Below are 26,076 nucleotides of genomic sequence, written 5' to 3'. Positions count from 1 at the left end.
TGAGCCGGATGCGGGGTGACCCGCACGTCCGGTTCTCAGGGGGCGGCGGCGCAGTGATGCGCCGCTGCTACCCGACATCAGGCTTTCACTCGCGGTGCTTGCGGGCGTTCTCATCGGCCTGAACCGGGGCGAGTCGGGGAAGGTGGCGGGACTGCGCACGACACTGCTCGTCTGTCTCGCGGCATGTCTTGCCATGCTGCAGGTCAATGTCCTGCTCGGGCAAGCCGGCAAGACAGCCGACTCGTTCATTCAACTGGACCTGATGCGCCTGCCGCTCGGAATACTTTCGGGCGTGGGCTTCATCGGGGCGGGCGCGATCCTGCGCAAGGACGGCCTCGTGAAAGGCGTGACGACGGCCGCGACCTTGTGGTTCGTCACGGTCATCGGGTTATGTTTCGGCGGCGGTCAGCTTGCGCTCGGCATGGCGGGGCTCGTGCTCGGCATCATCGTGCTGTGGTTTCTCAAGGCGGTGGAGAGCCGCATACCTCGCGAGAACCACGCGGACCTTCGCATCATCTACGAGAAGGACGCGTTCTCGCGAGAGACGCTGGCCGAGTCCATGCAAGCATGTGGGTGCCGGCTCACTGCCGTGGGCGGATCATCGAAGGGAGCGGAGCGCATGGAAGAGCGCTTCGAAGTGCGTTGGCACGGCCCGCCCGATTCGCAGCAGGTGCCGCCGTTCGACGAGTCCGCGCTGGCAGCGGGGGCAATCGAGACCGAATGGTCCGTTGTGCGTTAAGCACTGGTTTTCTTAACGACGCGGTTCGTACTGTGTTCAAAAGGCTAGCGCAATGGACACTGGACGAGCCTTCGTTTTGACATATAAATTAATGAGGATTTTCCCGCGAACGAACTCAGGTGTGGAGATGCTTATACGTTGTGTGGCTTGCAACAAGCTGATTTATTCGGACGATGCACTCGAAGACGATACGTGCCCCGCATGCGGCTCCACGAACACCGTGCATATCGCGATGGGTTTCATTTTTGATCAGGAGGCCGCCACGCCGGAGCCACCGGCCAGGCTTCCCGAACGGCGCGAAGCGTCCGAGTTGATACGTAGAAAGCCTTGATTGACTGATTGCGGCAGGGTGAAACACATACCTACTTCTTTCCGCAACCGATCGTGCGCTTGGTTCCCCTCTCAGAAAGCGCATATTTGGCCCGCCTCGATGGCGGGCTTTCTTTTGCCGGTACATCCGAGGAATACGCCTTGCTGCGTCGTGCTCATGAATCGTCATGAGAGGACATCATGAATAACAATCAGAGAGAGGGCATCAAGGAACAGGCAAAGGGATGGGTCGATACCGCGGTCGCGAATCGCAAGGATTGCGGCGACCAGAAGAAGAACATTGAAAAGGGCGTGGAAAACCCGGGCGATCCGACCAACGAATAACACGTTCGTCAGGAAACGATACGGCTCGCTGGTCGGCCCATCGATCTGCTTCGATATGAAGCGACGGTGAGCCGACCTCGACGCCGGGTTACTGCGACATCACCACCTGCGCGATGATCCCGGACGCAACGGCGACCAGCAGATAGTCCGCGCCGACGCCTACCCATTGATAACCGCGCGGCGGCTGGTGCAGGCCTTGGCCGCGCCAGTCATCGACCACGTATTGACGATTCCTGTAATCGGACGCGAGGCGCTCGCCCTTGCGCCACTCGGAATGACGCGGCTCGTTGTTCACATGCTCGGGCGGACGCGGCCCATTGTGATCGTTGCGATCGTCGTGACCGCTCATCTCGGGGCCGTGGCCGGGACCGCCAGGATTGCCCGGTGCGCGATGCATGTCGTGATACGCGTCCGGGCCGCCCGGGACAGGTTGAGCGAAGGCCGCCGCGGCCGTGAATCCCATGCTCGCGCAAAGCAGCGCGGCGACGATTCGATTCTTCTTCATGATCTTTCCTCTCGATGATTGCGAACGGATGCTTTCGATGCCGGGACTTTACGCAACCAGGACCAGAAATGACGTGAGCATGTGTAAGCAACGCTTACCTTAGATTACGCGCGCAGGTCGAGTGACATAGCGAATGCTCTTGAAAGAAAAAGCGTAAGGATAGGAGCCACGAGTGAATCTGAAGATGAAGGCGTGCAAGTCATCGAAGTTCGCAAGGGGCAGGACACACCGAGCCCGATGCGCGGCTCGAATCGCCGCGGCCCCAGTAGCCGTCAGCACCGTCATCAAGCGAGCATGCCGCTCGGGCTTCGTGCCTCACACGCCGAACGGAAATGTTTCCGGCGTCTCGCGCGTATCCGGCGATGCCGCTATCGCGCTGACCGCGCGCGTCGTATCGAACCATACGAAGGCGTCGAATTGTGCGGGCAGCTCCGCCAGTGCGTAATGGCTGTAAAGCTCGGTCTCGGGCCGATAAATCACGCCGATGAAGCGTTCGAGCCGCTCTTGACGCAATGCATCGCGAAGCGCGTCGTCGATGCCTTCACGGAGATCGGCGAGACACCGGCTCATGCCGGCCAGATGAAACTGATGCTCATAACTATCCGCGCGCGAGGGCCGTACCTGCATGATCTGCATCGGCTCATCCCAATCGGATGCCGCCGCGACCGTGCCCGTATGCGTGCCGAAGCCGATCAACGCGGCATCGTCGCCGAAGCGTTCGCGGCATAGCTGGCCCACGTTGAGCTCGTCGCGCATGCGGCCCATTTCCGTCGCCGATGCATCGCCGAGATGCGAGTTGTGCGCCCACACGATCGCGCGCGCATCCGCGCCGGATGCATCGAGCAGGCTTTCGAGCGTGTCGAACATATGCGTGTCGCGCAGATTCCAGCTTTCGGCCGAGCCGCTGTACATCGCGCGATAGTACTGCTCCGCTGCCGCGATCAAGCGCGCGTTATGCGTCGCGTCGAGCAGGCGCGGATCGCTCGCGGGCGATTCGAGCCGCTTCTCCAGCAGATCGCGCAGTTGCGCGACCACGGCCTGCTCGCATTTGCCGAAGCCCGCCTGCCACGCGGCGCGGCCATACACGGCGGGATTCTTCTGCCACGGCGTGAGGCAGCCATAGCGTTCGCGCGCGATGCGCGCTGCTTCGGGATCGTGCGCGTCGAGATACGCGAGCACCGCGGCGATGGATTCGGAGAGACTGTACAGATCGAGCCCATAGAACGCGGCGCGGCGTTCATCGGGCAGCGTGGCATTGTGCTGGCGCAGCCATGCGATGAACGCCGCAAACTCCGCATTGCGCCACATCCACGTTGGAAAGCGCTTGAACGGACGTGCTTCGGGACGCGAGCGCGGACGTCCGCGCACATGTTCGTCGATGATCGCGGCATCGGGCCAGTCGGCCTCGACCGCGACGAAGCGAAAGCCGTGCTGCTCGATGAGACGCCGCGAGATCGCCGCGCGCGCCTCGTAGAACTCGGCCGTACCGTGGCTCGCTTCGCCGAGCAGCACGACGCGCCTGTCAGCGAAGCGATCGAACGCCTGTGCGAAATCGGGCGCATCGGGCGCGGGCAGGCGCACCGCCGATGCGCGGATCAGCTCGGGCAACGTGCGCGGGACCGGCTTGGCGGACCCGGGCCGATCCGCCTCGATCGCAGGCTCTTCGCTCCAGCCTGCCGCGCCGATCAAAGGCACGAACATCACGCCGCCCAGATCCTCTTCCTGAAACGCGTGCTCGCCCGTGCGCGTGAACTTCATCAGATGCTGAGACTCGCGCGCATCGCCCACCGGCATGACGAGCCGCCCGCCGATCTTCAGTTGCGCGCGCCATGCAGCGGGCACATCGGGGCCGCCGGCCGCGGCGATGATCGCATCGAAGGGCGCATGCGCCGGCAGTCCCAGCGTGCCATCGGCGTGATGCACGATGACATTGGCGAGGCCGAGCCTGCCGAGCAACGCGGCGGCATCGTCGGCGAGCTCGCGATGACGCTCCACCGAATCGACACGCGCCGCGATGCATGCCGCGATCGCCGCCGCATAGCCGGAACCCGTGCCGATATCGAGCACGTGATCGTCCGGTTGCAGTTCGGCGGCTTCGAGCATCAGCGCGACGATGTACGGCTGGGAAATCGTCTGGTTCGCGGCGATCGGCAGCGGGCTGTCTTCATACGCGAACTCGGCGAGCGCGGGCGCGACGAAGGCCTCGCGCGCAATCGAGCCCATGCATTCGAGCACACGAGGGTTCGCGATGCCGCGGCCCCTGAGCTGGCGCTCGACCATTCGTTCGCGGGCTTGTGCAAAGTCATTCATGATCGTTTTCCGAAACGCCGGACGCATGATCGAGCAGCAAGCGACGGACCCATCCGCGGCTGCTCATATCGATGCGGAATGCGCCTTGCTAGGCCTTCGGCACGCCTATCAGGAGACGCAAACGTCGGATGACATCGACTTCGAACGATGCTCGCGAGCATCACTCTCCGCGCCCCACGCGCGACCACCGACAGCAGGCCGGCGATCGTCAGCCAGAGGCAGCGCCGAAGAAAGCGCTGTCCGGCCTCATGCTGGGCGCGCTCGGCGTCGTGTTCGGCGATATCGGCACGAGCCCGATCTATGCGCTCAGGCAAGGCGTGAGCGAGGCGGGCACCGTCGATGCGGCCATCGTGATGGGCATTCTCTCGATGATCGTGTGGGCCGTCATCATCGTCGTGATGGGCAAGTACGTGTGCTACGTGATGCGCGCGGACAACGAAGGCGAGGGCGGCATCGTCGCGTTGACGGCGCTCGCGCGCTCGGGATACGAGCAGCAAGGGCGGCGCGTGCCGCATCTCCTGTTGATGGCCGGGCTCTTCGGCGCCGCGATGTTCTATGGCGATTCGATGATCACGCCCGCCGTGTCCGTGTTGTCCGCCGTCGAAGGGCTGAGTCAGGTGAGCGCGAAGTTCGAGCCGTTCATCGTGCCGATCGCGGTGGTGATCCTCATCGCGCTCTTTCTGTTTCAGCGGCGCGGCACGGCTGTCGTCGGCAAGTCGTTCGGGCCGGTGATGTTGCTGTGGTTCGTCTATCTCGCCGCTGTCGGCATCTACAGGATCGCCCAGCATCCCGATGTGCTGCGCGCGTTTTCGCCGGTTTATGCGGGGTCGCTCGTGCTCGCGCACACGGGGCTCGCCTTCACCATTCTCGGCGCCGTGATTCTCGCGTTGACGGGCGCCGAAGCGCTCTACGCGGACATCGGCCACTTCGGGCGCCGCGCGATCCGGCTCGCGTGGCTCGTCGCGGTGTTTCCGTCGATCATCGTCGGCTACTTCGGGCAGGCCGCGACGATACTTCATCAGCCGGGCGCGGCGAAGCAGCCGTTCTTCTTCGCCGCGCCATCGTGGGCGCTGATTCCGACCGTGCTGATCGCGTTGCTAGCGACCGTGATCGCATCGCAGGCCGTGATTTCAGGGGCTTTTTCGATGACGAGCCAGGCTATCGAGCTCGGCTTTCTGCCGCGTCTGCGCGTGATCGAGACGTCGGCATCGCAGCGCGGCCAGGTGTATGTGCCCGCCGTGAACATGGTGCTGTTCGCCGCCGTGATGTTTCTGGTGCTCGCGTTTCGCAGCTCGGACCGGCTGACTTCGGCGTATGGCATCGCGGTCGGTCTCACGATGCTCATCACGACCGTGCAGATGGTGAGCGTCACGCGCAACATCTGGCGCTGGCCGTGGCTCGCGGTCGCGGCGCTCAGCGCACCGCTCATCGCGATCGATGCGCTGCTCGTCGCGGCGAACGTCCACAAGATTCCGCAGGGCGGCTGGTTTCCGGTGGCGATCGGCGTCGTGCTGTTCGTGCTGATGGCGACATGGCATCGCGGCCTCGAGCTTGCGGAGTTGCACGCATCGCGCGCCGAGCCGCTCGCCGGTTTCCTGCGCGATGCGCTGCAAAGCGAGGATCCGCCCGCGCGTGTGCGGGGCACCGCGGTTTATCCGGGCGGCACGCCGGGCGCGACGCCTTCCGCGCTCACGAGCAACGTGCGCCATAACCGCGTGCTTCATCGGACCACGGTGATCTTCGCGAACCGCTCGGAATCGGCGCCGCGCGTCGACGAGCACATGCGCATCGACGTGCGCGATCTCGGCGCGGGCTGCTATGAGGTGATCTCGCGTCATGGCTTCGTCGAGCGGCCGAATCTGCCGCGTCTGCTGGCGTCGCTCGACGGCCAGCTCGGCGACTGGCGCTTCGACCCGAAGCACACGACCTTCTTTCTGCCCCGCGACGAGGCGGCGCCCGGCTGCTCGCACGGACAGATGTCACGCTGGCGCGAGCGTCTCTTCGGCGGGATGTCGTTTCATTCGGCGTCGAGCGCGGAATATTACGGACTTCCAAGCGAAGCTGTCGTGGAACTCGGCGTGCAGGTCGCGCTTTAACCCATTCCCTATGCAAATACACAACGTCAAGGCGACGCGTCCGCTGCTCGCCGTGAGTTTCTTCGCAGCGGACGTTCAGGCGGGCGTCGGCCCGTTTCTCGGCATCTATCTGCAGTCGCACGGCTGGACGCCGGACCGCATCGGCACCGTGCTGACCATCGGCGGGATCGTCGGCATGCTCGTCACGACGCCCGCGGGCGCGCTCGTCGATGCGACGTCGCACCGGCGCGCCGTTGTCGCGATCGCGAGCGCGTTGAGCATCGTCGCGGCGATCATCATCTGGATGTGGCAAGGCTTGTGGCCGGTCACGCTGTCGCAGATCGCCACGGCGGCGGCGGGCGCGACGATGGGTCCGGCGCTCGCGGGTCTCACGCTCGGCATCGTCGGGCGGCAGAACTTCGACCGGCAGTACGGACGCAATCAGGTTGCGAATCACGCGGGCAATATCGCGGCGGCCTTGCTGTCGGGATGGCTCGGCGCATGGCTCGGCATTCCCTATATCTTCGCGTTGACCGCGGCGTTCGGCGCGGGTTGCATATTCGCGGCGCTGTGGATTCCGCCGGGCTCGGTGCATCGGCATTTCGCGCGCGGCATCGCGAAGGAGGACAACGACGATCCCTCCGACATCCACGCCGACGCCATGCGGGTGCTCCTGCGCAGCCGTCCGCTGCTCGTGCTCGCCGGCGCGCTCGCCGCGTTCAATCTCGGCAACTCGGCGATGCTGCCGCTCTACAGTCTCGCGGTCGCGTCGGCGCATACGGCCGATCCTAGCCATGTGACGGCGGCCAATATCGTCATCTCGCAGGTGGTCATGCTGATCGCGGCCGCGTATGCGAGCCGCGCGATCCGCCGATGGGGCTTCTGGTGGATCATCTTCGTCACGCTCGCGACATTGCCGCTGCGCGCGGTGACGGCCGCATGGATCGCGCCGTCATGGGGCATCGTGCCGGTGCAGGTCTTCGACGGCATCGGCGCGGGCTTGCAGACCGTCGCGGTGCCGGCGCTCGTCGTACATCTGCTGCACGGCAGCGGACGCGTGAATCTGGGGCAGGGCGCGGTGCTGGGCGTGCAGGCGGCGGGCGCCTGCTTCAGTCCGATGCTGGGCGGCTGGCTCGCGCATCTCTATGGCTATCCGGCCGCGTTCATGGCGCTCGGCAGCCTGTCGATCGTGTCGCTGGCGATCTGGGTCGGTTATGGACGGCAGGTGCGAGATGCGTGCGATTCGCGACGCGACGAACTCGGCAAGCTCGCGGACGTCGATTCATCGACGCTGTTGCCGTGACCGCGCGCGGCACACGGAATGCGGGCTCGTCACCGTACGATCGCTGACGGAGATGAGGATGAATCCTTCGCACTGCCTTTTCGATCCACACCGGCGCATGCATAGTCCGACGCCCGACGTGGACCCGGAACCGTCCGTGCCGCCCGATGGCACGCCGCGCCCCATCGGCGATCCGCCGGGCCGGACGCCGCCGGAGCACCTGCGATGAGCCGCCGGGCGCTCATTGCGCGGCGTTTCCGGCGGGAAGCGCATCCGCCTTCGCGTTCGCGTGCGTCTTCGCGGCTTGCATCGCCGCTTCGAAGCTGTCGAGCGGCCGGTCGCGCATTTCAGTGAAGCCGTCCGCGTCGATGGTATAGGACCAGGTGCACTGTCCGGTCGGATCGCTATCGACGGTGATCTCGACGTGGCGCCCGTTGCGGACGTAGGTCTCGGTAGACATGATGGTTCCTCTGTTGATGAACTGCGCCGTGCTCAGGACATGCCCGCGCCGCGCAGGCGCTTGAGGGCGAGAATCGCGGCGGCGGGCACGTGCACCGTGCCGAAGCCGAGCACGAACACGAGCCAGCGGGGAATCGGCAGGTCGAGCGTGTAGGCGCCCATCGCGCCGAACGCGAGCGCGACCACGATCAGCACGACATGCGCCGTGCGGCGTTTCGCCGATCCGCGCGTGAAGCTCGGGATCTCATAGTGCGTGTAGCAGACGACCACGCCCATCAGCGCCGCCGCAACGAAGGCCTGCCATGGAATCACGGCTTGGTGGATTCGGGCGGCACGGGGTTCTTTTCCTGCGTCGACGGCAATTCGTTTTCAGATGCCTCGTGCGTGCGCTTTTCGCGCTCGTCGAGCTGACGCTGCTTCGTGTCCTGCGACGATGCCGGTTGCGCATCGTCGCGGCCCACGGGTTCGTCCATGTCGTCGGCGGTGGCGTGCGGCACGGGCTTGTCTGGCTCCATGGTGGCCTCCGGAATGCGTGGAGCGGCGCGCGGGACGCACGCCGTCGTGTCGATCGGAGCAAGCGGCGGGCCCGTTCGCGCCGGCGGGCGAGCGCGCTTACCAGCCTTGCGCTCCGCCGTTGCCTGTCGACGGGCTCGTCGGGCCATTCGAATTGCCGCTGCCGTTCAGGCGCGGCTGCATGCCGCCCGAGCCTTGCTAGAGCGGATAAAGCGGCGTGACGAGCGTGCTGCCCGCATAAAGCACGCCGAGCAGGATGGCGGCCGCGACGAGCGATGCGCGGCCGCGCGTAGTCGCACGATGCATGAATCACCTGGAAAGCGGGTTTCCTTTCATGCGCGCGAGCAAGCGGCGTTCCGCCGCTCCGTCAGGCGCGATGCGTCATTCCAGCCCTTCGTGCTCGAACGCGAGCTTGACGGCGGGCCGTTCGCGCATGCGCTTGTAAAACGCCTGCAGCTCGGCGGGCGTCTCGATGCCGGTTTTCTGCGCCCATGTCAGCATCGTGAAAAGATACGCGTCCGCGACGCTCGCCGTGTCGCCGAAAAGATAATCGCCGCGCAGCATCTTTGCGGCGAGCGCGAAGCGCTGGCCGATCTTTTCGCGCGCGGCCGAGGCCTCCGCATCCGATGTCGCCCGGAAAACGCGGCCGAACTGCTTGTGAATCTCGGTCGAAATGAACGCGAGCGTTTCGAGCAGGCGCAGGCTGCCGTCGTCGCCGGAGGGCGCGAGCGCGGGCGCCTGTTGCGCGACCCACCAGAGAATCGCGATGTTCTCGGTGACGCGCTTGCCGTCGTCGAATTCGAGGACGGGCACATAGCTCTTCGGATTGATGTCGTCGAACGGCTTGCCGTCCTCCGTGCGCTTGGTCTTGAGGTCGACTTTCACTCGATCGAACGTCAGGCCTGCTTCGTGCATCGCGATGTGATCGGCGAGACTGCACGCGCCGGGCGAGTAATAGAGTTTCATGATGCGCGGCTCCTTTTCCGTGTTCGCAGTTGGGGAACGTGTTGGGGCGAGCAAGGCCTATGCCGCGCGATGTAAGCGTGATTAAAGCTTGGCTGCGGCTGTGCTCAAGACATGAACGTGCCGTTTTCGCAGGGGTAAAAAGCGAAAGGTAAGATACGGCCGTTTGTCGCGATGCACTGTCCGCCGCCGATGACGGCCGGGGCCCCGGCCACCGCACGTGGCGGCTTGTTCATGTTCCACACACCTGACACCGAAACCCTTCGCCTTTGCAGCGTGCTCGCGAGCACCGCGTTCGGGCTCGTCTTCGCGCTGGTGCGCTTCGGCCGGAGCATCGAGCCGCAGTTCGTGCACTGGTCGGCGAGCTCGTTTCTGTATGCCGCCGTGCTGATCGGTTTCGGGTTCACCCGTGGGAAGCTGGTTCCTGTCGGGTTGCTGCTCGGCGCGCTCGCGGCCACCAACATGCTGATCGTTTCCGGCTTGCGCGCGTTCGACGGCAAGCCGCCGTTTCGCTGGTGGATGCTCGCGCCCGTCGCGGGCTGCGCGGCGGCGCATATCCTGCCCGCGTCGATCGGCGGTCATGGTCCGATGGTGTCGCCATTGACGCATGCGGGCGACACGATCGGCGTCGCGGTTTCCGCCGCGATCACCGGCATGACGCTCTGGTCGAGCGGGCGGCGCGAGCAGAGCCGCGCGAGGCGTATCGCGGGCCTCGCGATGCTCGGCTATCTGCCGGGTTACGCGGTGACGCTCGCGGCGTATGCGTGGAACGGGCCGCGCATGAATTACCTCGCGCTGATTCCCACGCTCTCGGATCAGTTGCTCCTCGGCGTGCTCAATCTCGGCCTGCTCGCGATTCCCGCCGAGCGTGCGCAGCAGCGCCTGCGCGACGCCGCGCTGCGCGATCCGCTGACGGGCATCTGGAACCGCGCGGGATTCGACCGGTACGCGCGCCGTCTCGCCGCGCCGGGCGCGGCCGTGCTCGCCATCGACCTCGATCATTTCAAGCAGATCAACGACCGGCACGGCCATCTCGCGGGCGACAACGTGCTGATCGAGCTCGCGCGCCTCGCGGGCGCGGAAGTCGAATCCCTCGGCGGCGAGTTCGGGCGGCTCGGCGGCGACGAGTTCGCCGCGATTCTGCCGGCGTCGCGCGCATCGGATGAAGCGGCGTGCGCGAAGCGCATCCACGACGCATGCCGCCGATCCACCGAAGGCATGCCGCAATGGACGACGAGCATCGGCGTGTCGCGGATCGGCACGAACGAGGCAGGCTTTCACGATGCGCTGCAACGGGCCGATGTCGCGCTTTATCGCGCGAAGGTGGCGGGGCGCAACATGCTGACCGCCTGAAGCAAATCTACGCCGACGCGCGCAAGGTCCGCGCGGCCGCGACCATGTTCCTGAGCGCGGGAAGCACTTCGTCCCATCGACGCGTCTTGAGTCCGCAGTCGGGATTCACCCACAGGCGCTCGCCCGGAATGCGCTCGGCCGCTTTCTTCATCAACTCGACGATATGCGCCTCGCTCGGAATGTTGGGCGAGTGAATATCGTAGACGCCCGGCCCGATCTGATTCGGATACTTGAAGTCGTCGAAGGCGTCGAGCAGTTCCATGTCGGAGCGCGACGTTTCGATGGTGATGACATCGGCGTCCATATCCGCGATCGACGCGATGATGTCGTTGAACTCCGAATAGCACATGTGCGTGTGGATCTGCGTCTCGTCGCGCACGCCGTTCGCCGTGATGCGAAACGACTCCACCGCCCAGCGCAGATACGCGCTCCATTGCGCGCGGCGCAGCGGCAGACCTTCGCGCAGCGCGGCTTCGTCGATCTGGATCACGCGCACGCCGGCCTTTTCCAGATCCAGCACTTCGTCGCGGATCGCGAGCGCGAGTTGCCGGCACGACACCGAACGCGGTTGATCGTCGCGCACGAAGGACCAGTTCAGCATCGTGACCGGTCCGGTCAGCATGCCCTTCATCGGTTTCGTGGTTTGCGCTTGCGCGTACCTGATCCATTCGACGGTCATCGCCTTCGGGCGGCTGATGTCGCCGAAGAGAATCGGCGGCTTCACGCAGCGCGAGCCGTATGACTGCACCCAGCCGAACGCGCTGAACGCGTAGCCGTTCAGCTGCTCGCCGAAGTATTCGACCATGTCGTTGCGTTCGGCTTCGCCATGCACGAGCACGTCCAGCCCGAGCGCTTCCTGTTCCTTCACGGCGCGCGTGATTTCGCTTTCCATCGCGGCCTTGTAGTCCGCTGCATCGAGCGCGCCTTCACGGAACCGGCTGCGCGCCTGGCGAATCTCGCTCGTCTGCGGGAACGAGCCGATGGTCGTCGTCGGATAAGCGGGCAGATCGAGCATCGCGGCCTGCTTCCTCGCGCGTGCTTCGTAGGCGCTCGCGCGCTGGCCGAACGCCGCGTCGATCTTCGCGACCGACGCCTTCACCGCCGGATCATGCACGCGCGATGATGTGCGGCGGCGTTCGATGGCCGCCGCGTTGTGCGCGAGCGCATCGGCCACCGATGCGCGGCCTTCGTTCAATGCGCGTGCAAGCACGTCGAGTTCGTCGAGCTTTTGCAGCGCGAAGGCGAGCCACGATTCGATATCGGCATCGAGCTTCGTTTCGCTGCGCAGATCGACGGGAACATGCAGCAGCGAGCACGACGGCGCGATCCACAGCCGATCGCCGAGCGACGCGTGCAACGGCTCCAGCCATGCGAGCGCGGCATCGAGATCGGTCTTCCAGATGTTGCGGCCATTGATCGCGCCCACCGACAGCACCGATGTATCCGGCAATCGCGACGCCGCTTCCGCGACTTCGTCGCGCGCGTTGACCGCGTCGATATGCAGGCCGTCGACAGGCAGCTTGCACGCGAGATCGAGGTTCTCCTGCAATTGCCCGAAGTAAGTCGCGAGCAGAAGACGCACGCGGCGCGCGGACAGCGCATCGTAGGCGGTGACGAACGCATCGCGCCATTGCGCATCGAGCTCGGTGACGAGCGCGGGTTCGTCGATCTGCACCCACTCGATGCCGAGCGCCGCGAAGTGATCGAGCAGCGCGGCATACGCCGGCAAGAGGCGTGGCAGCAGCGCGAGCTTGTCCGATTCGTCCTTCGCCTTGCCGAGCCACAGATACGTCACCGGCCCGATGATGACGGGCTTCGCGTTCACGCCGAGCGCGCGCGCTTCGCCGAGCTGCGCGACGAGACGCGATGTGTCGAGGCTGAACTGCGTGGCGGCATCGAACTCGGGGACGATGTAGTGATAGTTGGTATCGAACCACTTCGTCATCTCGCCCGCGGCCACGCCGCCGCAGCACGCCGCGTGCTCATCGTTGCTTTCTGCCGAGCGCCCGCGCGCGACGCGGAAGTAGTTGTCGAGCGCATCGCCATGAAAGCCGCGCACGCGCCCGGGCAGATTGCCGAGCGTGAAGCTCATGTCGAGCACCTGATCGTAGAACGCGAAATCGCCGACCGGCACGAGATCGAGACGCGCCTGATGCTTCCAGTGCCGCTCGCGCAACTGCGCGCCGACCGCCTTCAACTCATCGCGCGAAGACCGATTTTTCCAGTAGCTTTCGAGGGCGAACTTCAGTTCGCGTTGCGCGCCGATACGCGGAAAACCCAGGTTGTGTGTCGTGACCATCGTGCGTGTTCTTGTCGATATAAGAGGATGTAGCAGCGATGATAGAATTTTCGATGCATGAATAAAAATGGTTTAATTTCATGTATCAATTAACTTTCTTCATGGTGACGATATGCTCGAACGCGCGCATCTGATGGTCGTGAGAGAAGTCGAGCGGCAGGGTTCGCTGACCGCCGCCGCCGATGTCCTCAATCTCACGCAGTCCGCGTTGAGCCATACCGTGAAGAAGCTGGAGCAGCAATTGGGCACGCCGGTCTGGACGCGCGAAGGGCGCAGCATGCGTCTCACGCAGGCGGGGCATTATCTGCTCGGCCTCGCGAACCGCATGCTGCCGCAGTTCGAACTGGCCGAAGCGCGCATGAAGCAATATGCGGAAGGCGAGCGCGGCACCTTGCGCATCGGCATGGAATGTCACCCGTGCTATCAATGGCTGCTCAAGGTCGTGTCGCCGTATCTCGCGCGCTGGCCCGATGTCGATGTCGACGTGAAGCAGCGCTTCCAGTTCGGCGGCATCGGCGCGTTGTTCGGCCATGACATCGACGTGCTCGTGACGCCCGATCCCTTGAAGAAGCCGGGCCTGCGCTTCACGCCCGTGTTCGATTACGAGCAGGTGCTCGTCGTGCCCGAAGAACACGCGCTCGCCGATGCCGCTTACGTGACGCCCGAGCAGGTCGCGCAGGAAGTGCTTATCACCTATCCGGTCGAAACCGATCGCCTCGATATCTACACGCAATTCCTGACGCCCGCGAACGTCGTGCCGAAGCGCCACAAGGTGATCGAGACGACGGACATCATGATGCAGATGGTCGCGAGCGGACGCGGCGTGGCGGCGCTGCCGCGCTGGCTCGCGGAGGAATACGCGGACCGCATGCCGCTCGCCGTGCAGAAGCTCGGCAAGAAAGGCATCGCGAAACGAATCTATCTCGGCACGCGCGAGGCCGATGCGAGCATCGACTATCTCGCGGCGTTCATTGCGCTGGCGAAGAAGGCGGACTGGGCGAAGGCGCGCGTGTCCCGCTGACGCTCAGCGTCGCGCGTCGAGCGCATGGCGGATGGTGCGCGCGAGATCGTCGAAGGTGTAGGGCTTCTTCAGCAGCACGACGCCTTCATCGAGCCGCCCTTCGTGGAAGATGATGTCGCGCGTATAGCCCGATGCGAACACCACGGTCGCACTGTACGGCGGCGCGCTCGCGATCTTCGCCAGCTCGTTCGCGCGGATGGTGCCGGGCATCACGACATCGCTGAAAAGCAGATCCACGTTGACGTTCTTCTGCAGCACCGCGAGCGCCGAATCCGCGTCCTGCGCCGACAGCACCTTGTAGCCGAGCTGCGCGATCATGTCGATGGTCGCGAGGCGCACGTCGGGATCGTCTTCGACCACGAGCACGACTTCGCCGCCGCTCGATGCGCGCGGCCGCGCGCCGCTCGTGTTCGCCGATTCGGCCTGCGTGCAGCGCGAGAAATACAGCGCGACGGTCGTGCCTTCGCCGAGTTGCGTCTTGACGTCCACGCAGCCCGAGCTTTGCGACACGAAGCCGAACACCATGCTCAGGCCGAGGCCCGTGCCCTGGCCTTCGGCCTTCGTCGAATAGAACGGCTCGAACATGCGGGCCTTCACGCTGTCGTTCATGCCGGCGCCGTCATCGGTCACGGCGAGCCTCACGTAGTCGCCCGGGGGCAGTGCGAGGCCGGTCGTGTCGTCGTTGCCGATGCTGGCATTCGCGACCTCCAGCAGGATATGGCCGCCTTCCGTGATCGCGTCGCGCGAGTTGATGACAAGATTGAGCAGCGCGTTCTCGAGCTGATGACGATCGACGAAGAGATTCCATGCTTCGCTCGACACCGAAGTCTTCAGCCTGATCGATTCGGGCAGCGCGCGCTGCAAAAACTCGCACATGTCCGCGACGAGCTTCGCCGGATTGACGACCGCGGGATTGAGCGGCTGGCGCCGCGCGAACGCGAGCATCTGCGAGGCGAGCTTGCCGCCGCGCGCCACGGCCTCGCTCATCACTTGAAGCCTGCGCGTCAGTTCCGGCTTGTCACGGGTGGCGAGCTCGATGAGTTGCAGATTCGCCGAGATGATCTGCAACACGTTGTTGAAGTCGTGCGCGACGCCGCCGGTGAGATTGCCGATGGCTTCGAGCTTCTGCACCTGACGGAAGCGTTCCTCGGCCTCGACGCGCGCCGCGACCGCTTCCGCGACACGCTCTTCGAGCGTCTGCGTGAGCTTGAGCAGCTTGTCTTCCGCGATCTTGCGCTCGTGAATGTCGACGAGCACGCCGGGCAGGCGGATCGGCTTCATCGCGGCGTCGAACTCGCAGCGACCGCTGGAGAGCGCCCATCGATACTGGCCGTCCGGCGTGCGCAGGCGCAGCTCCATCTCGTGGCGCCCGTCGGCGCTTTCGAGCGCGCGGCGCATGGACGCCTCCACATGCACGGCGTCTTCCGGATGGAGATTGACGGCGAGCGTTTCGAAGGGCAAGGGATCGGCGGTTTCCGCAGTCATGCCGATGGTCCTGGCGAATCGTTCGTCGCCGCTGATGTGTCCGGTGGCCGGGTCCCATACCCAGGTGCCGAGCACGATGCCGGAACTGAGCGCGAGCCTCAGGCGCTCGTTGGCCTCGCGAAACGCGCGCTCGGCCGCGTCGCGGCGCTGCTCGGCGAGCACTTTGCCCGTGGTCTCGAAGACGGTGGCCAGCACGCCCGCCGGATGCCCGTCATCTTCGGCGACGGGGCTGTAGTGCAAATCCATCCACACGTCCTCGGGCTGGCCGCTGCGATGCAGTGTGAGGCGCTTCTCGATGTAGGAGAGGGTCGCGCCCGACAGGCACGTATCGACGACATTGCGATTGAATGCGGCGACTTCCGGCCAGCCTTCCTCGACCGGTTTGCCGAGCAGAAACGGATGACGCCCGCCGGCGAAGCTCGCGTAAGCGTCGTTGTAGATCATCGTGCCCGGACGGCCCCATAGCATGACGAGGGGCACGGGCGAGGCGAGCAAAAGCTGAACGGCTGCCCGCAGACTCTTGGACCATCGATCAATCGGACCCAGTGCGGTGTTGGACCAGTCGAGGCTGGCGATGCGCGACGCCATCTCGCCGCGCCAGCCTTCGCAGTCGAAGGATTGCTCGGGCCAAACCGTTTCGGGTTTCATAGGGAGGAAAATGTGTTTGAATGCGCCGCTCATCGTCTGGATAGCGGCATCCATGTCTTTTGACTGAAGGCTCCATCTTAGTTCAAGCATGACGCTGAACTCCATACATGACGGGGCCGGTGGTGCAGAAACGCAAGGCTTGCCATATGAACGAATCGCGCTTCCAATTCGATAGAGGCGCGACAATGGTGGCTCGTATCTGAGGGGAGGCGCGGATGAAACGCATAGGCATCGCGGCGGCGCTGGTCCTGCTTCTGATGTGGACGGCTCGCGCGCAGGCCGATGAGCCGCTGACGGATGGACAAATGCTCGGCGTCGTGTTCGTGGCGAATCAGGCGGAAATCGCGGCGGGCAATCTGGCCTTGCGCAGGACGCGCTCCTATAGCCTGAAGGTCTTCGCGAATCGGCTCATATCGGAACATGGACAGGTCAATCAGGAGATCGCCGCGCTGACGCAGCGCACCGGCGCGCAGCCGCAACGCAGTCCGACGAGCGATGCACTGGCGAAGCAGAGCATGGATGATCTCGCCGCGCTCGAAGACGCGGGCAGCTACGACTTCGACGAAGCGTATCTCGATCGCGAGGTCGTCTTTCTGCAGAAGCTGGTCAATAGCGTCGACGGTTATATCCGCTCGGCGCGCAGCGCGGATGTGCGGACCCTGCTGATCCGTTCGCGCCCGTCTTTCATCTTTCATCTCGATCAGGCGCACAGGCTGCAACTGACGATAGGCAGTCCCGGCCTCAGGCGCTGATGCCGCTACGTTAAGATGACCGTCGCCGATACAGAACCATAAGCACACGCGAGGCACGGAGAGCACATGAACCCATCGCAACGAATCGACGCGTTGATCGCAGGCATCACCGACTGGCGCGGCGAGACTTTCGCCAAGGTGCGCAGGGTCATCCTCGAAGCGGATGACGGGATCGTCGAGGAATGGAAGTACATGGGCAGTCCGGTGTGGTATCGCGACGGCATGATCGCGGTGGCCAACGCCCACAAGGGCAAAGTGAAGCTCACCTTCGCCAGCGGCGCGAGCCTGCCCGATCCCGACAAGCTCTTCAACGCGGGCCTCGAAGGCAACGCGCGGCGCGCGATCGATTTCCTCGAAGGCGACAAGGTCGATGCGCGCGCGCTCAAGACGCTCGTGCGCGCGGCGATCGCGTTCAACCAGTCGAAATCGAAGAAGAAGGCGGCCGGCTAGGCCGCGCGCGCTCACGCGCCGACCGGCGCGGCGGCTGGGCGACACCTTCCAGCGCGACGATCTCATCGCGCGGACGCGCCGCGACGCCGTCCGCGCCCTCGATTCCCCGCCTGTCCTGTCGTATCCGGGCAAAAACGCTCGAATCACTTCTTTACAAATCCAAAACGGCCAGTCACAATTCGCCCGCAAATAATAACGATTCGCATTCACACACGCAACGACATCGAAGAGAACGAGCATGAAATCAGGTACGACGAGTCCGGTCGCGATGCGCCCGTTGAAGCTGGCCGCGCTGCTTTTGTTCGCGGCTGCGCCGCTCGCCCACGCGCAATCGACGGACGCCGCGCCGTCCGCCGCAGCCGAACCCGCACCGGCGGCGGCGCCCGCGGAAAGCACGCTTCCCGCGGTGAAGGTCACGGCGCAGAACGAGGATCAGCCCTACGGTCCGACGAAAGGCTATGTCGCGAAGGAATCGACGGCGCTGAAGTCGAGCACATCGCTGCTGGAGACGCCGCAATCGGTCTCGGTCGTCACGCGCGAGCAGATGGATCAGCAGAACGTCCAGACGCTCAACGCGGCCGTGCGCTATGTGTCGGGCGTGACGCCGGAGACGCGCGGCGGCATCGCGACGCGCTATGACATGCTGAAGGTGCGCGGCTTCGACGCCGACAAGTACTGGAACGGGCTCAAGCTCCTCGACAACGGATGGTATGCGGTGCCTCAGCTCGATCCGTACATGATGGAGCGCATCGAAGTGCTCAAGGGGCCGGTGTCCGTGCTCTACGGCCAGGCGGCGGCGGGCGGCCTCCTCGATCAGGAAAGCAAGATGCCGACGGTCGTGCCGCTGCACGAAGTCGGCGTCGAGTTCGGCAACTACGCGCACAAGCAGGCCACCTTCGATTTCTCCGGGCCGATCGCCGGCGATCAACGTTATCTGTATCGCTTCACCGCCATCGCGCGTTCCGAAGACGGGCAGGTGCAATCGACGTACAACAAGCGCATCGCGATCGCGCCGTCGTTCACGTGGCGGCCCGACAACAAGACTTCGCTCACGCTGTACGGTCTCTATCAGCGCGATCCGCGCAGCACGTCGTACGGCAGCGTCCCGCCGCAAGGCACGGTGCTCTTCAACCCGAACGGCAAGCTGCCGAGCGACTTCTACGACGGCGATCACAACTTCGAGAGCTTCAATCGCGTGCAGGAGGCGATCGGCTACAAGTTCGACCGCAGGCTCAGCAATGCGTGGACGTTCCGCTCGAACGGTCGTCTGCTGCATCTCGCGCAGGACTACAAGAGCGTGTATGCGAGCGCGCTGGAAGATGACCTGCGCACGCTCGATCGCGGCACGGCGGCGTCGAACGACAACCTCAACACGATCTCGCTCGACAATCAGCTCGAAGGCAATTTCTCGACCGGGCCGATCGATCATACGGTGCTGTTCGGCTTCGACTATCAGCATTACGCGAGCAACTTCGACGCGGGCTTCGGCACCGCGCCGACGCTCGACATGTTCGCGCCGAACTACAACCAGACCATCACGCCGCCGGACCGCTATCACCAGGTGTTGAGCGGCACGCAGTACGGCGTCTATGCACAGGATCAGGCGCGCTGGGGCAACGTGATCCTCACGCTCGGCGGACGCGAGGACTGGGCGAGCAGCGATTCGAACAACACGACGTACGGCATCGTGTCACATCAGTTCGATCGCGCGTTCACATTCCGCGCGGGCCTGACGTACGTGTTCAACAACGGCATCGCGCCGTATGCGAGCTACACCGAATCGTTCACGCCGCAAGCGGGCACCGACATCAACGGCAATCAGTTCTCGCCCGAGAAGGGACGTCAGTACGAAATCGGCGTGAAGTTCCAGCCGAAGGGCTACAACGCGTTCTTCTCGGCCGCGCTGTTCGATCTGACGCGCAAGAACCTGCTGACCGTGAACGCCGACAATCCCAACTTCCAGTCGGCGGTGGGCGAGGCGAGATCGCTCGGCGTCGAGCTCGAAGCGAAGGCGAGCCTCACGGATTCGTTGAACGTCACCGCGAGCTATACGTACCTCAATACGAAGTACACGAAGGACAACAGCGGACTCGACGGCAAGTTCCTCCCCGCCATTCCGCAGAATCAGGCTTCGTTGTGGGCGTATTACACGATCGATCGCGGGCCGCTCGCCGGTCTTTCGATGGGCGCGGGCGGACGCTATACCGGCACGACGTACAGCAGCGACAACAGCTTCAAGGTGTCGAGCTTCTTTCTCGTCGATGCCACGCTGCGTTACGACCTCGGCCGCGCGGCGGCGCAGTTGAAGGGCGCGGAGCTTTACGTGAACGCGCAGAACCTCTTCAACAAGGAATACGTCGCGTCGTGCTACTACGGGAGCTGGTGCGCGTTCGGCTATGGACGTCAGGTCTTCGCCGGCATGAACTATCACTGGTAAGCACGCTTCATCGCACTGCGCTATCCGCACGGCGCGGTGCATCGAAACGTCGTGAGCGCCGCATCGGCGCTTATCGCGAACGATGCTATCCGTATCGGGATTTCTTCGTTCGCGTGTGAGGAAGCGGCTAGTACATTGATCGCTCGCCGCGCTTCCACGATATCCCCGCATGACGACACCTTCACTGCAGCGCCTCTGCGCCCTGTTCGCGTTGATGGCGGCATTCGCCTGGCCGATGCATCGCGCGCACGCCGAGGGCAAGGTCAAGATCGTCGATCAATACGGCATCGGTTCGCTGCTGCTCAAGGTGGCGAAGGACCAGAAGCTCATCGAGAAAGCGGGCGCGCGCTCGGGGCTCGATATCGACGTGCAATGGAACACGCTCTCGGGCGGCGCGGCTGTGAACGAGGCGCTGCTTTCGGGCGCGGCGGATATCGCGACCATCGGCATCGGGCCGTTGATGACGATCTGGGACCGCACGCGCGGGCATCAGGACTTTCGCGCGATCGCGGCGCAGAGCGCGGTGCCCGTGTATCTCGTGACCAACGATCCGCGTATTCGCAGCATCAGGGATATCGGCGAACAGGATCGCATCGCGGTGGTGTCCGTCGCGGTGTCGCAGCAAGGGCGTCTCTTGCAGATGGCATCGGCGCAGGCATACGGCGATGCGAACTATGCGCGCCTCGACCGCTTCGAGGTGAACATGCCGCACGCCGATGCGACGACCGCGATGCTCTCGGGCAACTCGGTCATCAACCTGCATTTCTCTAACGCGCCGTATCAGTATCAGGAACTCGAAGACCCGAAGATCCACAAGGTGACGAGCTCCACCGAGATCCTTGGCGGACCGTCGACGGGCAGCGTCGTCGTGACTTCCGACAAGTGGCGCAGGGACAATCCGAAGACGTATGCCGCCGTACGCGCGGCGCTCGACGATGCGGCGAGGTTCGTCGACAAGAACAAGGCGCAGGCCGCGGCGATCTACATTCGTCAGGATGGCTCGAAGCTGTCGCCCGCGTTCGTCGAACGCATTCTGGGCGATAGGGAAGCGAGCTTCGCGACGGCACCGCACAACACGCTGCAACTGGGCACGTTCCTGCATAAGGTGGGCGTGCTCCGGCACGAGCCGAAATCGTGGCGCGATTACTTCTTCGCTGACGACCCGAACGCGCAAGGCAGTTGAGCACACCGGCCATTTCAATGCATGTCGACAGGAGACCACGATGAACGCAGCAGCCATTGCCAATGAAACGGAATTGACCGTCAGCCCGCTGTCGGCGCATATCGGCGCGGAGATCGGCGGCGTCGATCTCACGCGTCCCTTGTCTGCAAAACAGGTGAGCGCGATCCGCGCGGCGCTGCTCGAATGGCGCGTGATCTTCTTTCGCGAGCAATTCCTGAGTCACGCGCAGCACATCGCGTTCTCTGCGCAATTCGGAGAGCTGACAGTAGGACATCCGGTGTTCGGTCACGTCGAAGGCCATCCGGAGATTTACTCGATCTCGAAGTTCCGCAAGGCCACGCGCTTCGACGGCCAGACGCTTTTGCGTCCGTGGACCGGCTGGCACACGGATGTCACCGCCGCCGTGAATCCGCCGTTCGCATCGATCCTGCGCGGCGTGACGATCCCGCCGTATGGCGGCGACACGCAATGGACCAATCTCGTGATCGCGTACGAAAAGCTGTCCGCGCCGCTGCGCGCTTTCGTCGATGGCTTGCGCGGCGTGCACCGATTCGCGCCGCCGCAGGGTGCGAGCGGCACCGATGCATTCACGAAGGCCGTCACCGATCACACGCTCGTGAGCGAGCATCCGCTCGTGCGCGTGCATCCCGAGACCGGCGAGCGCGCGTTGTATGTGAGTCCCGGCTTTCTCAAACATATCGCCGGACTGGCGCCGCGCGAGAGTCAGGTGTTGCTCGAATTGTTGTGGGAGCACGTCACGCGGCCGGAGTTCACGGTGCGCTTCAAGTGGGCGCCGGGCAGCGTCGCGTTCTGGGACAACCGCACGACCGCGCATCTCGCGCCGAGCGATATCTTCGATCTCGACTTCGATCGACAGCTTTATCGCACGACGCTCGTCGGGGATGTGCCGGTCGGTCCCGATGGGAAGCCGTCCGTTGCGGTCGAAGGCTCGCCGGTGGGCGCGGCGGCTGCCATTGCGTTGAATTGATGCCTCGCAACTAACCGGCTAGTTTAGCCACCTCACCGAATCAGCTTCGCCATCCGCCATCAAAAGGAAGGCTCGTTCACGGGGACGAGCCTTCGTCGAAGTCCATCGACACTTGATGTGTCGAACTCCACGCCGATTGCGACAGACGCGCGCCGGAACGCGGCGCGCGGAAACGTATAATCGCGCCTCACACGTTTCGTGCCGCGCAGGCACGCCTGCCAGTCTCGAAAATCGCTGGTTTCTCAATATTCCTAACGCCTGTCTGAAGCAGGCCGAAGCACGAAAGGAACGCCCCGCGTGGAAAGTCTCTTCCAAACCGTGAATGCACTGTTTGCGTTCATTGCGCCCGTCTCGGATTTTTTGTGGGATTTCCCCACCAATTTCAAGGCGTACTCGCAAATTCCCGTTCTCGGGCAGTTCTCCTTCGCGATTCTGCTGCTCGTCGGCGTGGGCATTCACTTCACGATTCGCACGCGATTCATCCAGACGATGAACGTCGGCAAGATCGTGCGCATCATGTTGCGGCGTCAGCCGTCGAAGACCGGCGTCAGCGCGCTCGCCTCCTTCATGCTCGGGCTCGCGATGCGCGCGGGGCCGGGCAATATCGTCGGCATCACGGGCGCGATTTCCGTCGGCGGGCCGGGCGCGCTGTTCTGGATGTGGGTGGCCGCATTCTTCGGCATGGCCACCGCGTTCATGGAGTCGACGCTCGCGCAACTCTTCAAGGAGAAGAAGCACGACGAGTTCGTCGGCGGCCTGCCGTTCTATGGGCGGCGCATTCTCGGCGACAAGCGCATCGTCGGCACGTTCCTGTCGATCGTGTTCATCGTGTACGCCCTTTTCAACGTGCCGCCGCAAACGTTCAACGTGTTCACCGCGATCGGCACCATCGCCGATACGGTGGCGGGCACGCATCTCGCGCGTCAGTCGACGGTGTATTACGTCATCGCGGTCGCGCTCATCGCGGCGTGCGCGTTCATCATCATGGGCGGCATCCGCCGCGTGACCGCCTATACCGATGTGCTCGTGCCCATCAAGGCGACGCTCTTCTGCGTAATGTCGCTCGTCATCATCCTGATCAACCTGCCGCTGATTCCGTACTTCTTTCATGAGGTGATCGTCGGTGCGTTCGCGCCGCATGCGCTCTTCGGCGGCGCGATCGGCACGGCGCTCGCGCAGGGCGTGAAGCGCGGGCTGATGTCGAACGAAGCGGGGCAGGGCACCATCACGATGGCCGCCGCGATCGCCGACAACGATCACCCGTGCGAACAGGGCTTCGTGCAAAGCCTCGGCGTGTTCTTCGACACGATGGTCATCTGCACGATGACCGGCTTCATCGTCGTGATGGCGCACGTGTGGACCGGCACCGTAGACGGGCAGGCGTGGGAATCAGTCAGGGCATCGAAGATCACGGTGTATCTCGCATCGGTCGAAACGCTCGTGCCCGTTTCGGTCGCGCAGGTCATCAAGATCGTGATGTGCGTGTGCTACGGGCTCTTCGCGTTCACGACGCTGCTCGGCATGATTTCATTCGCGGAAATTTCGGCGAACTTCATTTCGCGCAGCCGCGGGTTCATCATGGGTATTCGTGTCGTGGGATCGCTCGTGTTCGTGCCGTTCGGCGCGCTGACCGTGCTCGCCGGGCTCGAGTTGCCGAATCTCTGGGCGCTGTCCGATCTGATGAACATCGTGATGGTGCTGCTCAACGTGCCGATTCTGCTCATCGGGCAGCGTCTCGTGTATCGTGCGCTCGCGCATTACCGCTCGACGCGCGGCGGGCCGTTCGTGTCCGAGCGCATCGGTGTGCGGACCGAGTACTGGACAGCCGTTCGCGGCGTCGCGACGCACAAGGAAGAAGTCCGCGAGCGCGTCGAGAGTTAAGAGAAGAACTCCACCGCGCCCGTGCTCAGGTTGTACATCGAGCCGGCTATCCTGATGGCGTGCTGGCTTTCCATCTCGCTGAGCACGCTGCTGTCGCGGCGAATCTGCGCGATGGTCAGCTCGACATTCTTGCGCGCCACCTTGTCGACGAACGCGTAGTTGGTCGCGGTGCGTTCACCGTCGTACTGCGTTGCATCGACGGCGGGCTTGATGCGCGCGAGCAATCCGGTGAGATGGCCCAGTTCGGCATTGGCGATCGCGCCTTTGATCGCGCCGCACGAGGTATGTCCCATCACCAGCACGACTTTCGCGCCCATCAGCTTGCATGCGAATTCCATGCTGCCCAGGATATCGTCGTTCTCGATATTGCCCGCGATGCGGCAATTGAAAATATCGCCGATGCCCAGATCCATGATGACCTCGGCGGGCGCGCGCGAGTCGATGCAACTCAGCAGCACCGCCGCCGGATATTGCCCCTTCGCGCTCGCCTTCTGTTCACGCAGATAGTTGCGCGCCTTTCGCTCGCCCTTCTGAAAGCGCTCATTGCCGCGCTTCATGGCTGCGATGATCTGCTCGGGCGTCATGCCGTCGCGCTGTGCTCGGGTCAATGCATCGGCGTGCGCGGATGTGACGAGAAGCGGCGGGGCGGTCAGCCCGGCGATAGTTGCAGATGCAACTGATCTGAGGAAACTCCGGCGGCACGCGGGCGTGCATTGCAGCGGATGCTTCGTTTTCTCGCGCATGACCTTGCTCCTCGTTCCCAAAGGATTCGGCCTTCTCGACGCTTTTCTTGCCAGCTGAAGTGTTGGACGGAAACGCGGCGAATTCAATGCGCGCTTATTCTGATGACAAGCTCACGTCGATGAAGTAACGACTTGCCGTGCGATGTCGAGAAAATTGGCGGTCTTCGCGGCAGTCGCATCGATGCGCGACGCCAATGCCAGACGGATGGAGATGGCGCTGCCGAGCGCATCGGTGTAGGCGACGCCATCGACCTGAATCTGACACACGGACGCCGGCACCAGCGAGACGCCGAACTCCGCCGCCACCAGATTCACGACTGACGAAAGCTGCGGCGCCTGTTGCCCGGCGACCGGCTCGAATCCCGCTTCCCGGCACGCGCCGATGATCACGTCGTGCAAGGTCGGGCTGGCCTCTCGCGGCAGCATCACGAACGGATCGTCGGCGAGCGCCGCGAGCGGCACCTTGCGCTTTTTCGCGAGCGTGTGCGTGGCGGGCAGCACGATTTTCATCGGCTCGATCGCGATGTGATTGATCTGCACGCCCGCAGGCGACTGACTGCCGAGACGCACGAACGCGACGTCGACGCGGCCGGCATCGAGATGGGCGAGCAGTTGCGCCGTGTTGCCTTCGGTGAGCGTGAGCGTGACATTCGGATACGCCTGCCGATACGAGCGAATGAGCTTCGACACGACGGGATTGAACGCCGCCGATCCCGTGAAGCCGATATTGAGCTGCCCGATCTCGCCGCGCCCCGCGCTCTGGGCCTTTTCGACGGCGAGGCGCGCATCGTTCATGAGGCGCTTGGCATCGACGGCGAACGCCTCGCCGGCTTCCGTCAGCACGACGCCGTGCCCCGTGCGGCGAAAGAGGCGCACGCCGAGCTCGTCTTCCAGCGCGTGAATCTGCTGGCTGAGCGGCGGCTGGCCGATGCCGAGCCGTTCCGCCGCGCGCGTGACATTGCGCTCCTCGGCAACGGCCAGAAAGTAGCGGATATGACGCAGTTCCATCCGATATCTTTAAAAAATATTTCAGAAAGACGCGATAGATATTGGACAGTATATCAATCGCGCGACAAAATACCGCTATCGCGCAATGCGCGGGCAAAAAACTTTTCCCCAATTACATCGCCGGACGCTTTTCGAGGCGGATCAGGCTGGACGAGTCGCGCCCGTGTCGACCATCGACGCCGCGCGCATCGTCAATTCAGATTGGGAAGGGGTCTAATGTGGCTGAAGCATTGAAAAAACCAAGGCCGGAATACCGGAACATCGGGATCGGCCAAATCGCGAAGTATCGCTTGCCGCTGGCAGGGAAGGTATCGATCCTGCATCGCAT

Annotated in this window: 23 protein-coding genes and 1 pseudogene; 14 read left to right on the top strand and 10 right to left on the bottom strand. The window is 64.0% G+C overall.

Features of this window, described 5'->3' with window-relative positions; genetic code table 11:
- Positions 1-94 precede the first annotated feature (94 nt).
- Together AWB78_RS36635 and AWB78_RS36625 are read left to right on the top strand one after the other, a co-directional pair.
- Positions 95-739, top strand: coding sequence for an MgtC/SapB family protein (locus AWB78_RS36635; protein ID WP_232478021.1), 645 nt, complete (start codon positions 95-97; stop codon positions 737-739).
- Positions 740-1,249: 510 nt separating this feature from the next.
- Positions 1,250-1,393 (top strand): hypothetical protein, encoded by a 144-nt coding sequence (locus AWB78_RS36625; RefSeq protein WP_062611605.1) that lies wholly within the window; start codon positions 1,250-1,252, stop codon positions 1,391-1,393.
- A gap of 88 nt (positions 1,394-1,481) precedes the next feature.
- Here the strand turns inward: AWB78_RS36625 and AWB78_RS36620 are convergent, their stop codons facing one another.
- Positions 1,482-1,898, bottom strand: coding sequence for an RcnB family protein (locus tag AWB78_RS36620; RefSeq protein ID WP_062611604.1), 417 nt, complete (start codon positions 1,896-1,898; stop codon positions 1,482-1,484).
- 315 nt (positions 1,899-2,213) lie between these two features.
- Positions 2,214-4,208 (bottom strand): protein-L-isoaspartate(D-aspartate) O-methyltransferase, encoded by a 1,995-nt coding sequence (locus AWB78_RS36615; protein WP_062611610.1) that lies wholly within the window; start codon positions 4,206-4,208, stop codon positions 2,214-2,216.
- 128 nt (positions 4,209-4,336) lie between these two features.
- Between AWB78_RS36615 and AWB78_RS36610 the strand changes: the two genes are divergently transcribed.
- From AWB78_RS36610 to AWB78_RS47030, 3 genes are read left to right on the top strand one after another with little or no spacing between them, the layout of a single operon-like run.
- Positions 4,337-6,304: a potassium transporter Kup gene (locus AWB78_RS36610; RefSeq protein ID WP_062611603.1), complete on the top strand. Its 1,968-nt coding sequence runs from the start codon at positions 4,337-4,339 to the stop codon at positions 6,302-6,304.
- 10 nt (positions 6,305-6,314) lie between these two features.
- Entirely contained in the window at positions 6,315-7,586 is a 1,272-nt protein-coding gene (locus AWB78_RS36605; RefSeq protein WP_062611602.1) for an MFS transporter, read from the top strand.
- A gap of 58 nt (positions 7,587-7,644) precedes the next feature.
- Positions 7,645-7,794, top strand: coding sequence for a hypothetical protein (locus tag AWB78_RS47030; protein ID WP_157697739.1), 150 nt, complete (start codon positions 7,645-7,647; stop codon positions 7,792-7,794).
- A gap of 12 nt (positions 7,795-7,806) precedes the next feature.
- On the opposite strand, the gene AWB78_RS36600 is transcribed toward AWB78_RS47030, so the two are convergent.
- The 4 genes from AWB78_RS36600 to AWB78_RS36585 all read right to left on the bottom strand — a co-directional run bounded on the left by AWB78_RS36600 (position 7,807) and on the right by AWB78_RS36585 (position 9,503).
- Entirely contained in the window at positions 7,807-8,025 is a 219-nt protein-coding gene (locus AWB78_RS36600) for a hypothetical protein (protein WP_062611601.1), read from the bottom strand.
- Positions 8,026-8,057: 32 nt separating this feature from the next.
- Positions 8,058-8,336, bottom strand: coding sequence for a hypothetical protein (locus AWB78_RS36595; protein WP_062611600.1), 279 nt, complete (start codon positions 8,334-8,336; stop codon positions 8,058-8,060).
- The gene (locus tag AWB78_RS36590; protein WP_062611599.1) at positions 8,333-8,539 is read right to left on the bottom strand and encodes a hypothetical protein; all 207 of its coding nucleotides are present in this window, start codon (positions 8,537-8,539) and stop codon (positions 8,333-8,335) included. The genes AWB78_RS36595 and AWB78_RS36590 overlap by 4 nt, the downstream gene beginning before the upstream one ends.
- Positions 8,540-8,918: 379 nt before the next feature.
- A complete protein-coding gene (locus AWB78_RS36585; protein WP_062611598.1) occupies positions 8,919-9,503 on the bottom strand; it encodes a glutathione binding-like protein in 585 nt (194 codons plus the stop codon).
- A 231-nt stretch (positions 9,504-9,734) separates the two neighbouring features.
- On the opposite strand from AWB78_RS36585, the gene AWB78_RS36580 reads away from it, so the two are divergent.
- A complete protein-coding gene (locus AWB78_RS36580) occupies positions 9,735-10,853 on the top strand; it encodes a GGDEF domain-containing protein (RefSeq protein WP_063959074.1) in 1,119 nt (372 codons plus the stop codon).
- A 7-nt stretch (positions 10,854-10,860) separates the two neighbouring features.
- Here AWB78_RS36580 and metE read toward each other — a convergent pair whose 3' ends face one another.
- Positions 10,861-13,152, bottom strand: coding sequence for a 5-methyltetrahydropteroyltriglutamate--homocysteine S-methyltransferase (gene metE / locus AWB78_RS36575; RefSeq protein WP_062611596.1), 2,292 nt, complete (start codon positions 13,150-13,152; stop codon positions 10,861-10,863).
- Positions 13,153-13,264: 112 nt separating this feature from the next.
- Between metE and AWB78_RS36570 the strand changes: the two genes are divergently transcribed.
- Positions 13,265-14,173 (top strand): LysR family transcriptional regulator, encoded by a 909-nt coding sequence (locus tag AWB78_RS36570; protein ID WP_062611595.1) that lies wholly within the window; start codon positions 13,265-13,267, stop codon positions 14,171-14,173.
- Positions 14,174-14,176: 3 nt separating this feature from the next.
- On the opposite strand, the gene AWB78_RS36565 is transcribed toward AWB78_RS36570, so the two are convergent.
- Positions 14,177-16,306: a hybrid sensor histidine kinase/response regulator gene (locus AWB78_RS36565; RefSeq protein ID WP_062611609.1), complete on the bottom strand. Its 2,130-nt coding sequence runs from the start codon at positions 16,304-16,306 to the stop codon at positions 14,177-14,179.
- Positions 16,307-16,521: 215 nt separating this feature from the next.
- On the opposite strand from AWB78_RS36565, the gene AWB78_RS36560 reads away from it, so the two are divergent.
- From AWB78_RS36560 to AWB78_RS36535, 6 genes are all read left to right on the top strand, one after another.
- Complete coding sequence (locus tag AWB78_RS36560) at positions 16,522-17,058, top strand: DUF4142 domain-containing protein (RefSeq protein WP_062611594.1); 537 nt, start codon at positions 16,522-16,524, stop codon at positions 17,056-17,058.
- Positions 17,059-17,124: 66 nt separating this feature from the next.
- Positions 17,125-17,508 carry a DUF1801 domain-containing protein gene (locus tag AWB78_RS36555; protein ID WP_062611593.1) on the top strand — a complete coding sequence of 128 codons (384 nt, stop codon included), beginning with the start codon at positions 17,125-17,127 and terminating at the stop codon, positions 17,506-17,508.
- A 238-nt stretch (positions 17,509-17,746) separates the two neighbouring features.
- A complete protein-coding gene (locus tag AWB78_RS36550; protein ID WP_062611592.1) occupies positions 17,747-19,945 on the top strand; it encodes a TonB-dependent siderophore receptor in 2,199 nt (732 codons plus the stop codon).
- A gap of 169 nt (positions 19,946-20,114) precedes the next feature.
- Positions 20,115-21,128, top strand: coding sequence for an ABC transporter substrate-binding protein (locus AWB78_RS36545; protein WP_063959073.1), 1,014 nt, complete (start codon positions 20,115-20,117; stop codon positions 21,126-21,128).
- Between the two features lie 40 nt (positions 21,129-21,168).
- Positions 21,169-22,116 carry a TauD/TfdA dioxygenase family protein gene (locus AWB78_RS36540; RefSeq protein WP_062611591.1) on the top strand — a complete coding sequence of 316 codons (948 nt, stop codon included), beginning with the start codon at positions 21,169-21,171 and terminating at the stop codon, positions 22,114-22,116.
- Positions 22,117-22,413: 297 nt separating this feature from the next.
- On the top strand, positions 22,414-23,997 hold the full coding sequence (locus AWB78_RS36535; RefSeq protein ID WP_062611590.1) for an alanine/glycine:cation symporter family protein: 1,584 nt from the start codon (positions 22,414-22,416) through the stop codon (positions 23,995-23,997).
- Here AWB78_RS36535 and AWB78_RS36530 read toward each other — a convergent pair.
- Complete coding sequence (locus AWB78_RS36530; protein WP_062611589.1) at positions 23,994-24,740, bottom strand: carbonic anhydrase family protein; 747 nt, start codon at positions 24,738-24,740, stop codon at positions 23,994-23,996. The two genes, AWB78_RS36535 and AWB78_RS36530, sit on opposite strands and share 4 nt — an antisense overlap.
- A 111-nt stretch (positions 24,741-24,851) precedes the next feature.
- The gene (locus AWB78_RS36525) at positions 24,852-25,748 is read right to left on the bottom strand and encodes a LysR family transcriptional regulator (protein ID WP_062611588.1); all 897 of its coding nucleotides are present in this window, start codon (positions 25,746-25,748) and stop codon (positions 24,852-24,854) included.
- A gap of 218 nt (positions 25,749-25,966) precedes the next feature.
- Here AWB78_RS36525 and AWB78_RS44260 point away from each other — a divergent pair.
- A pseudogene (locus AWB78_RS44260) lies at positions 25,967-26,076 on the top strand (succinate dehydrogenase, cytochrome b556 subunit); the annotation flags it as partial.

Source organism: Caballeronia calidae, assembly GCF_900044055.2.
GTDB classification, from domain to species: Bacteria; Pseudomonadota; Gammaproteobacteria; order Burkholderiales; family Burkholderiaceae; genus Caballeronia; species Caballeronia calidae.
This window is presented reverse-complemented; position numbering and strand designations above follow the sequence as displayed.

Bases quoted from the DNA above. Each gene is read 5' to 3' on its own strand.
- AWB78_RS36625 (WP_062611605.1), top strand. From the start codon at position 1,250: ATGAATAACAATCAGAGAGAGGGCATCAAGGAACAGGCAAAGGGATGG.
- AWB78_RS36620 (WP_062611604.1), bottom strand. From the start codon at position 1,898: ATGAAGAAGAATCGAATCGTCGCCGCGCTGCTTTGCGCGAGCATGGGA.
- AWB78_RS36615 (WP_062611610.1), bottom strand. From the start codon at position 4,208: ATGAATGACTTTGCACAAGCCCGCGAACGAATGGTCGAGCGCCAGCTC.
- AWB78_RS36610 (WP_062611603.1), top strand. From the start codon at position 4,337: ATGACATCGACTTCGAACGATGCTCGCGAGCATCACTCTCCGCGCCCC.
- AWB78_RS36605 (WP_062611602.1), top strand. From the start codon at position 6,315: ATGCAAATACACAACGTCAAGGCGACGCGTCCGCTGCTCGCCGTGAGT.
- AWB78_RS47030 (WP_157697739.1), top strand. From the start codon at position 7,645: ATGAATCCTTCGCACTGCCTTTTCGATCCACACCGGCGCATGCATAGT.
- AWB78_RS36600 (WP_062611601.1), bottom strand. From the start codon at position 8,025: ATGTCTACCGAGACCTACGTCCGCAACGGGCGCCACGTCGAGATCACC.
- AWB78_RS36590 (WP_062611599.1), bottom strand. From the start codon at position 8,539: ATGGAGCCAGACAAGCCCGTGCCGCACGCCACCGCCGACGACATGGAC.
- AWB78_RS36585 (WP_062611598.1), bottom strand. From the start codon at position 9,503: ATGAAACTCTATTACTCGCCCGGCGCGTGCAGTCTCGCCGATCACATC.
- AWB78_RS36580 (WP_063959074.1), top strand. From the start codon at position 9,735: ATGTTCCACACACCTGACACCGAAACCCTTCGCCTTTGCAGCGTGCTC.
- metE (WP_062611596.1), bottom strand. From the start codon at position 13,152: ATGGTCACGACACACAACCTGGGTTTTCCGCGTATCGGCGCGCAACGC.
- AWB78_RS36570 (WP_062611595.1), top strand. From the start codon at position 13,265: ATGCTCGAACGCGCGCATCTGATGGTCGTGAGAGAAGTCGAGCGGCAG.
- AWB78_RS36565 (WP_062611609.1), bottom strand. From the start codon at position 16,306: ATGAAACCCGAAACGGTTTGGCCCGAGCAATCCTTCGACTGCGAAGGC.
- AWB78_RS36560 (WP_062611594.1), top strand. From the start codon at position 16,522: ATGAAACGCATAGGCATCGCGGCGGCGCTGGTCCTGCTTCTGATGTGG.
- AWB78_RS36555 (WP_062611593.1), top strand. From the start codon at position 17,125: ATGAACCCATCGCAACGAATCGACGCGTTGATCGCAGGCATCACCGAC.
- AWB78_RS36550 (WP_062611592.1), top strand. From the start codon at position 17,747: ATGAAATCAGGTACGACGAGTCCGGTCGCGATGCGCCCGTTGAAGCTG.
- AWB78_RS36545 (WP_063959073.1), top strand. From the start codon at position 20,115: ATGACGACACCTTCACTGCAGCGCCTCTGCGCCCTGTTCGCGTTGATG.
- AWB78_RS36540 (WP_062611591.1), top strand. From the start codon at position 21,169: ATGAACGCAGCAGCCATTGCCAATGAAACGGAATTGACCGTCAGCCCG.
- AWB78_RS36530 (WP_062611589.1), bottom strand. From the start codon at position 24,740: ATGCGCGAGAAAACGAAGCATCCGCTGCAATGCACGCCCGCGTGCCGC.
- AWB78_RS36525 (WP_062611588.1), bottom strand. From the start codon at position 25,748: ATGGAACTGCGTCATATCCGCTACTTTCTGGCCGTTGCCGAGGAGCGC.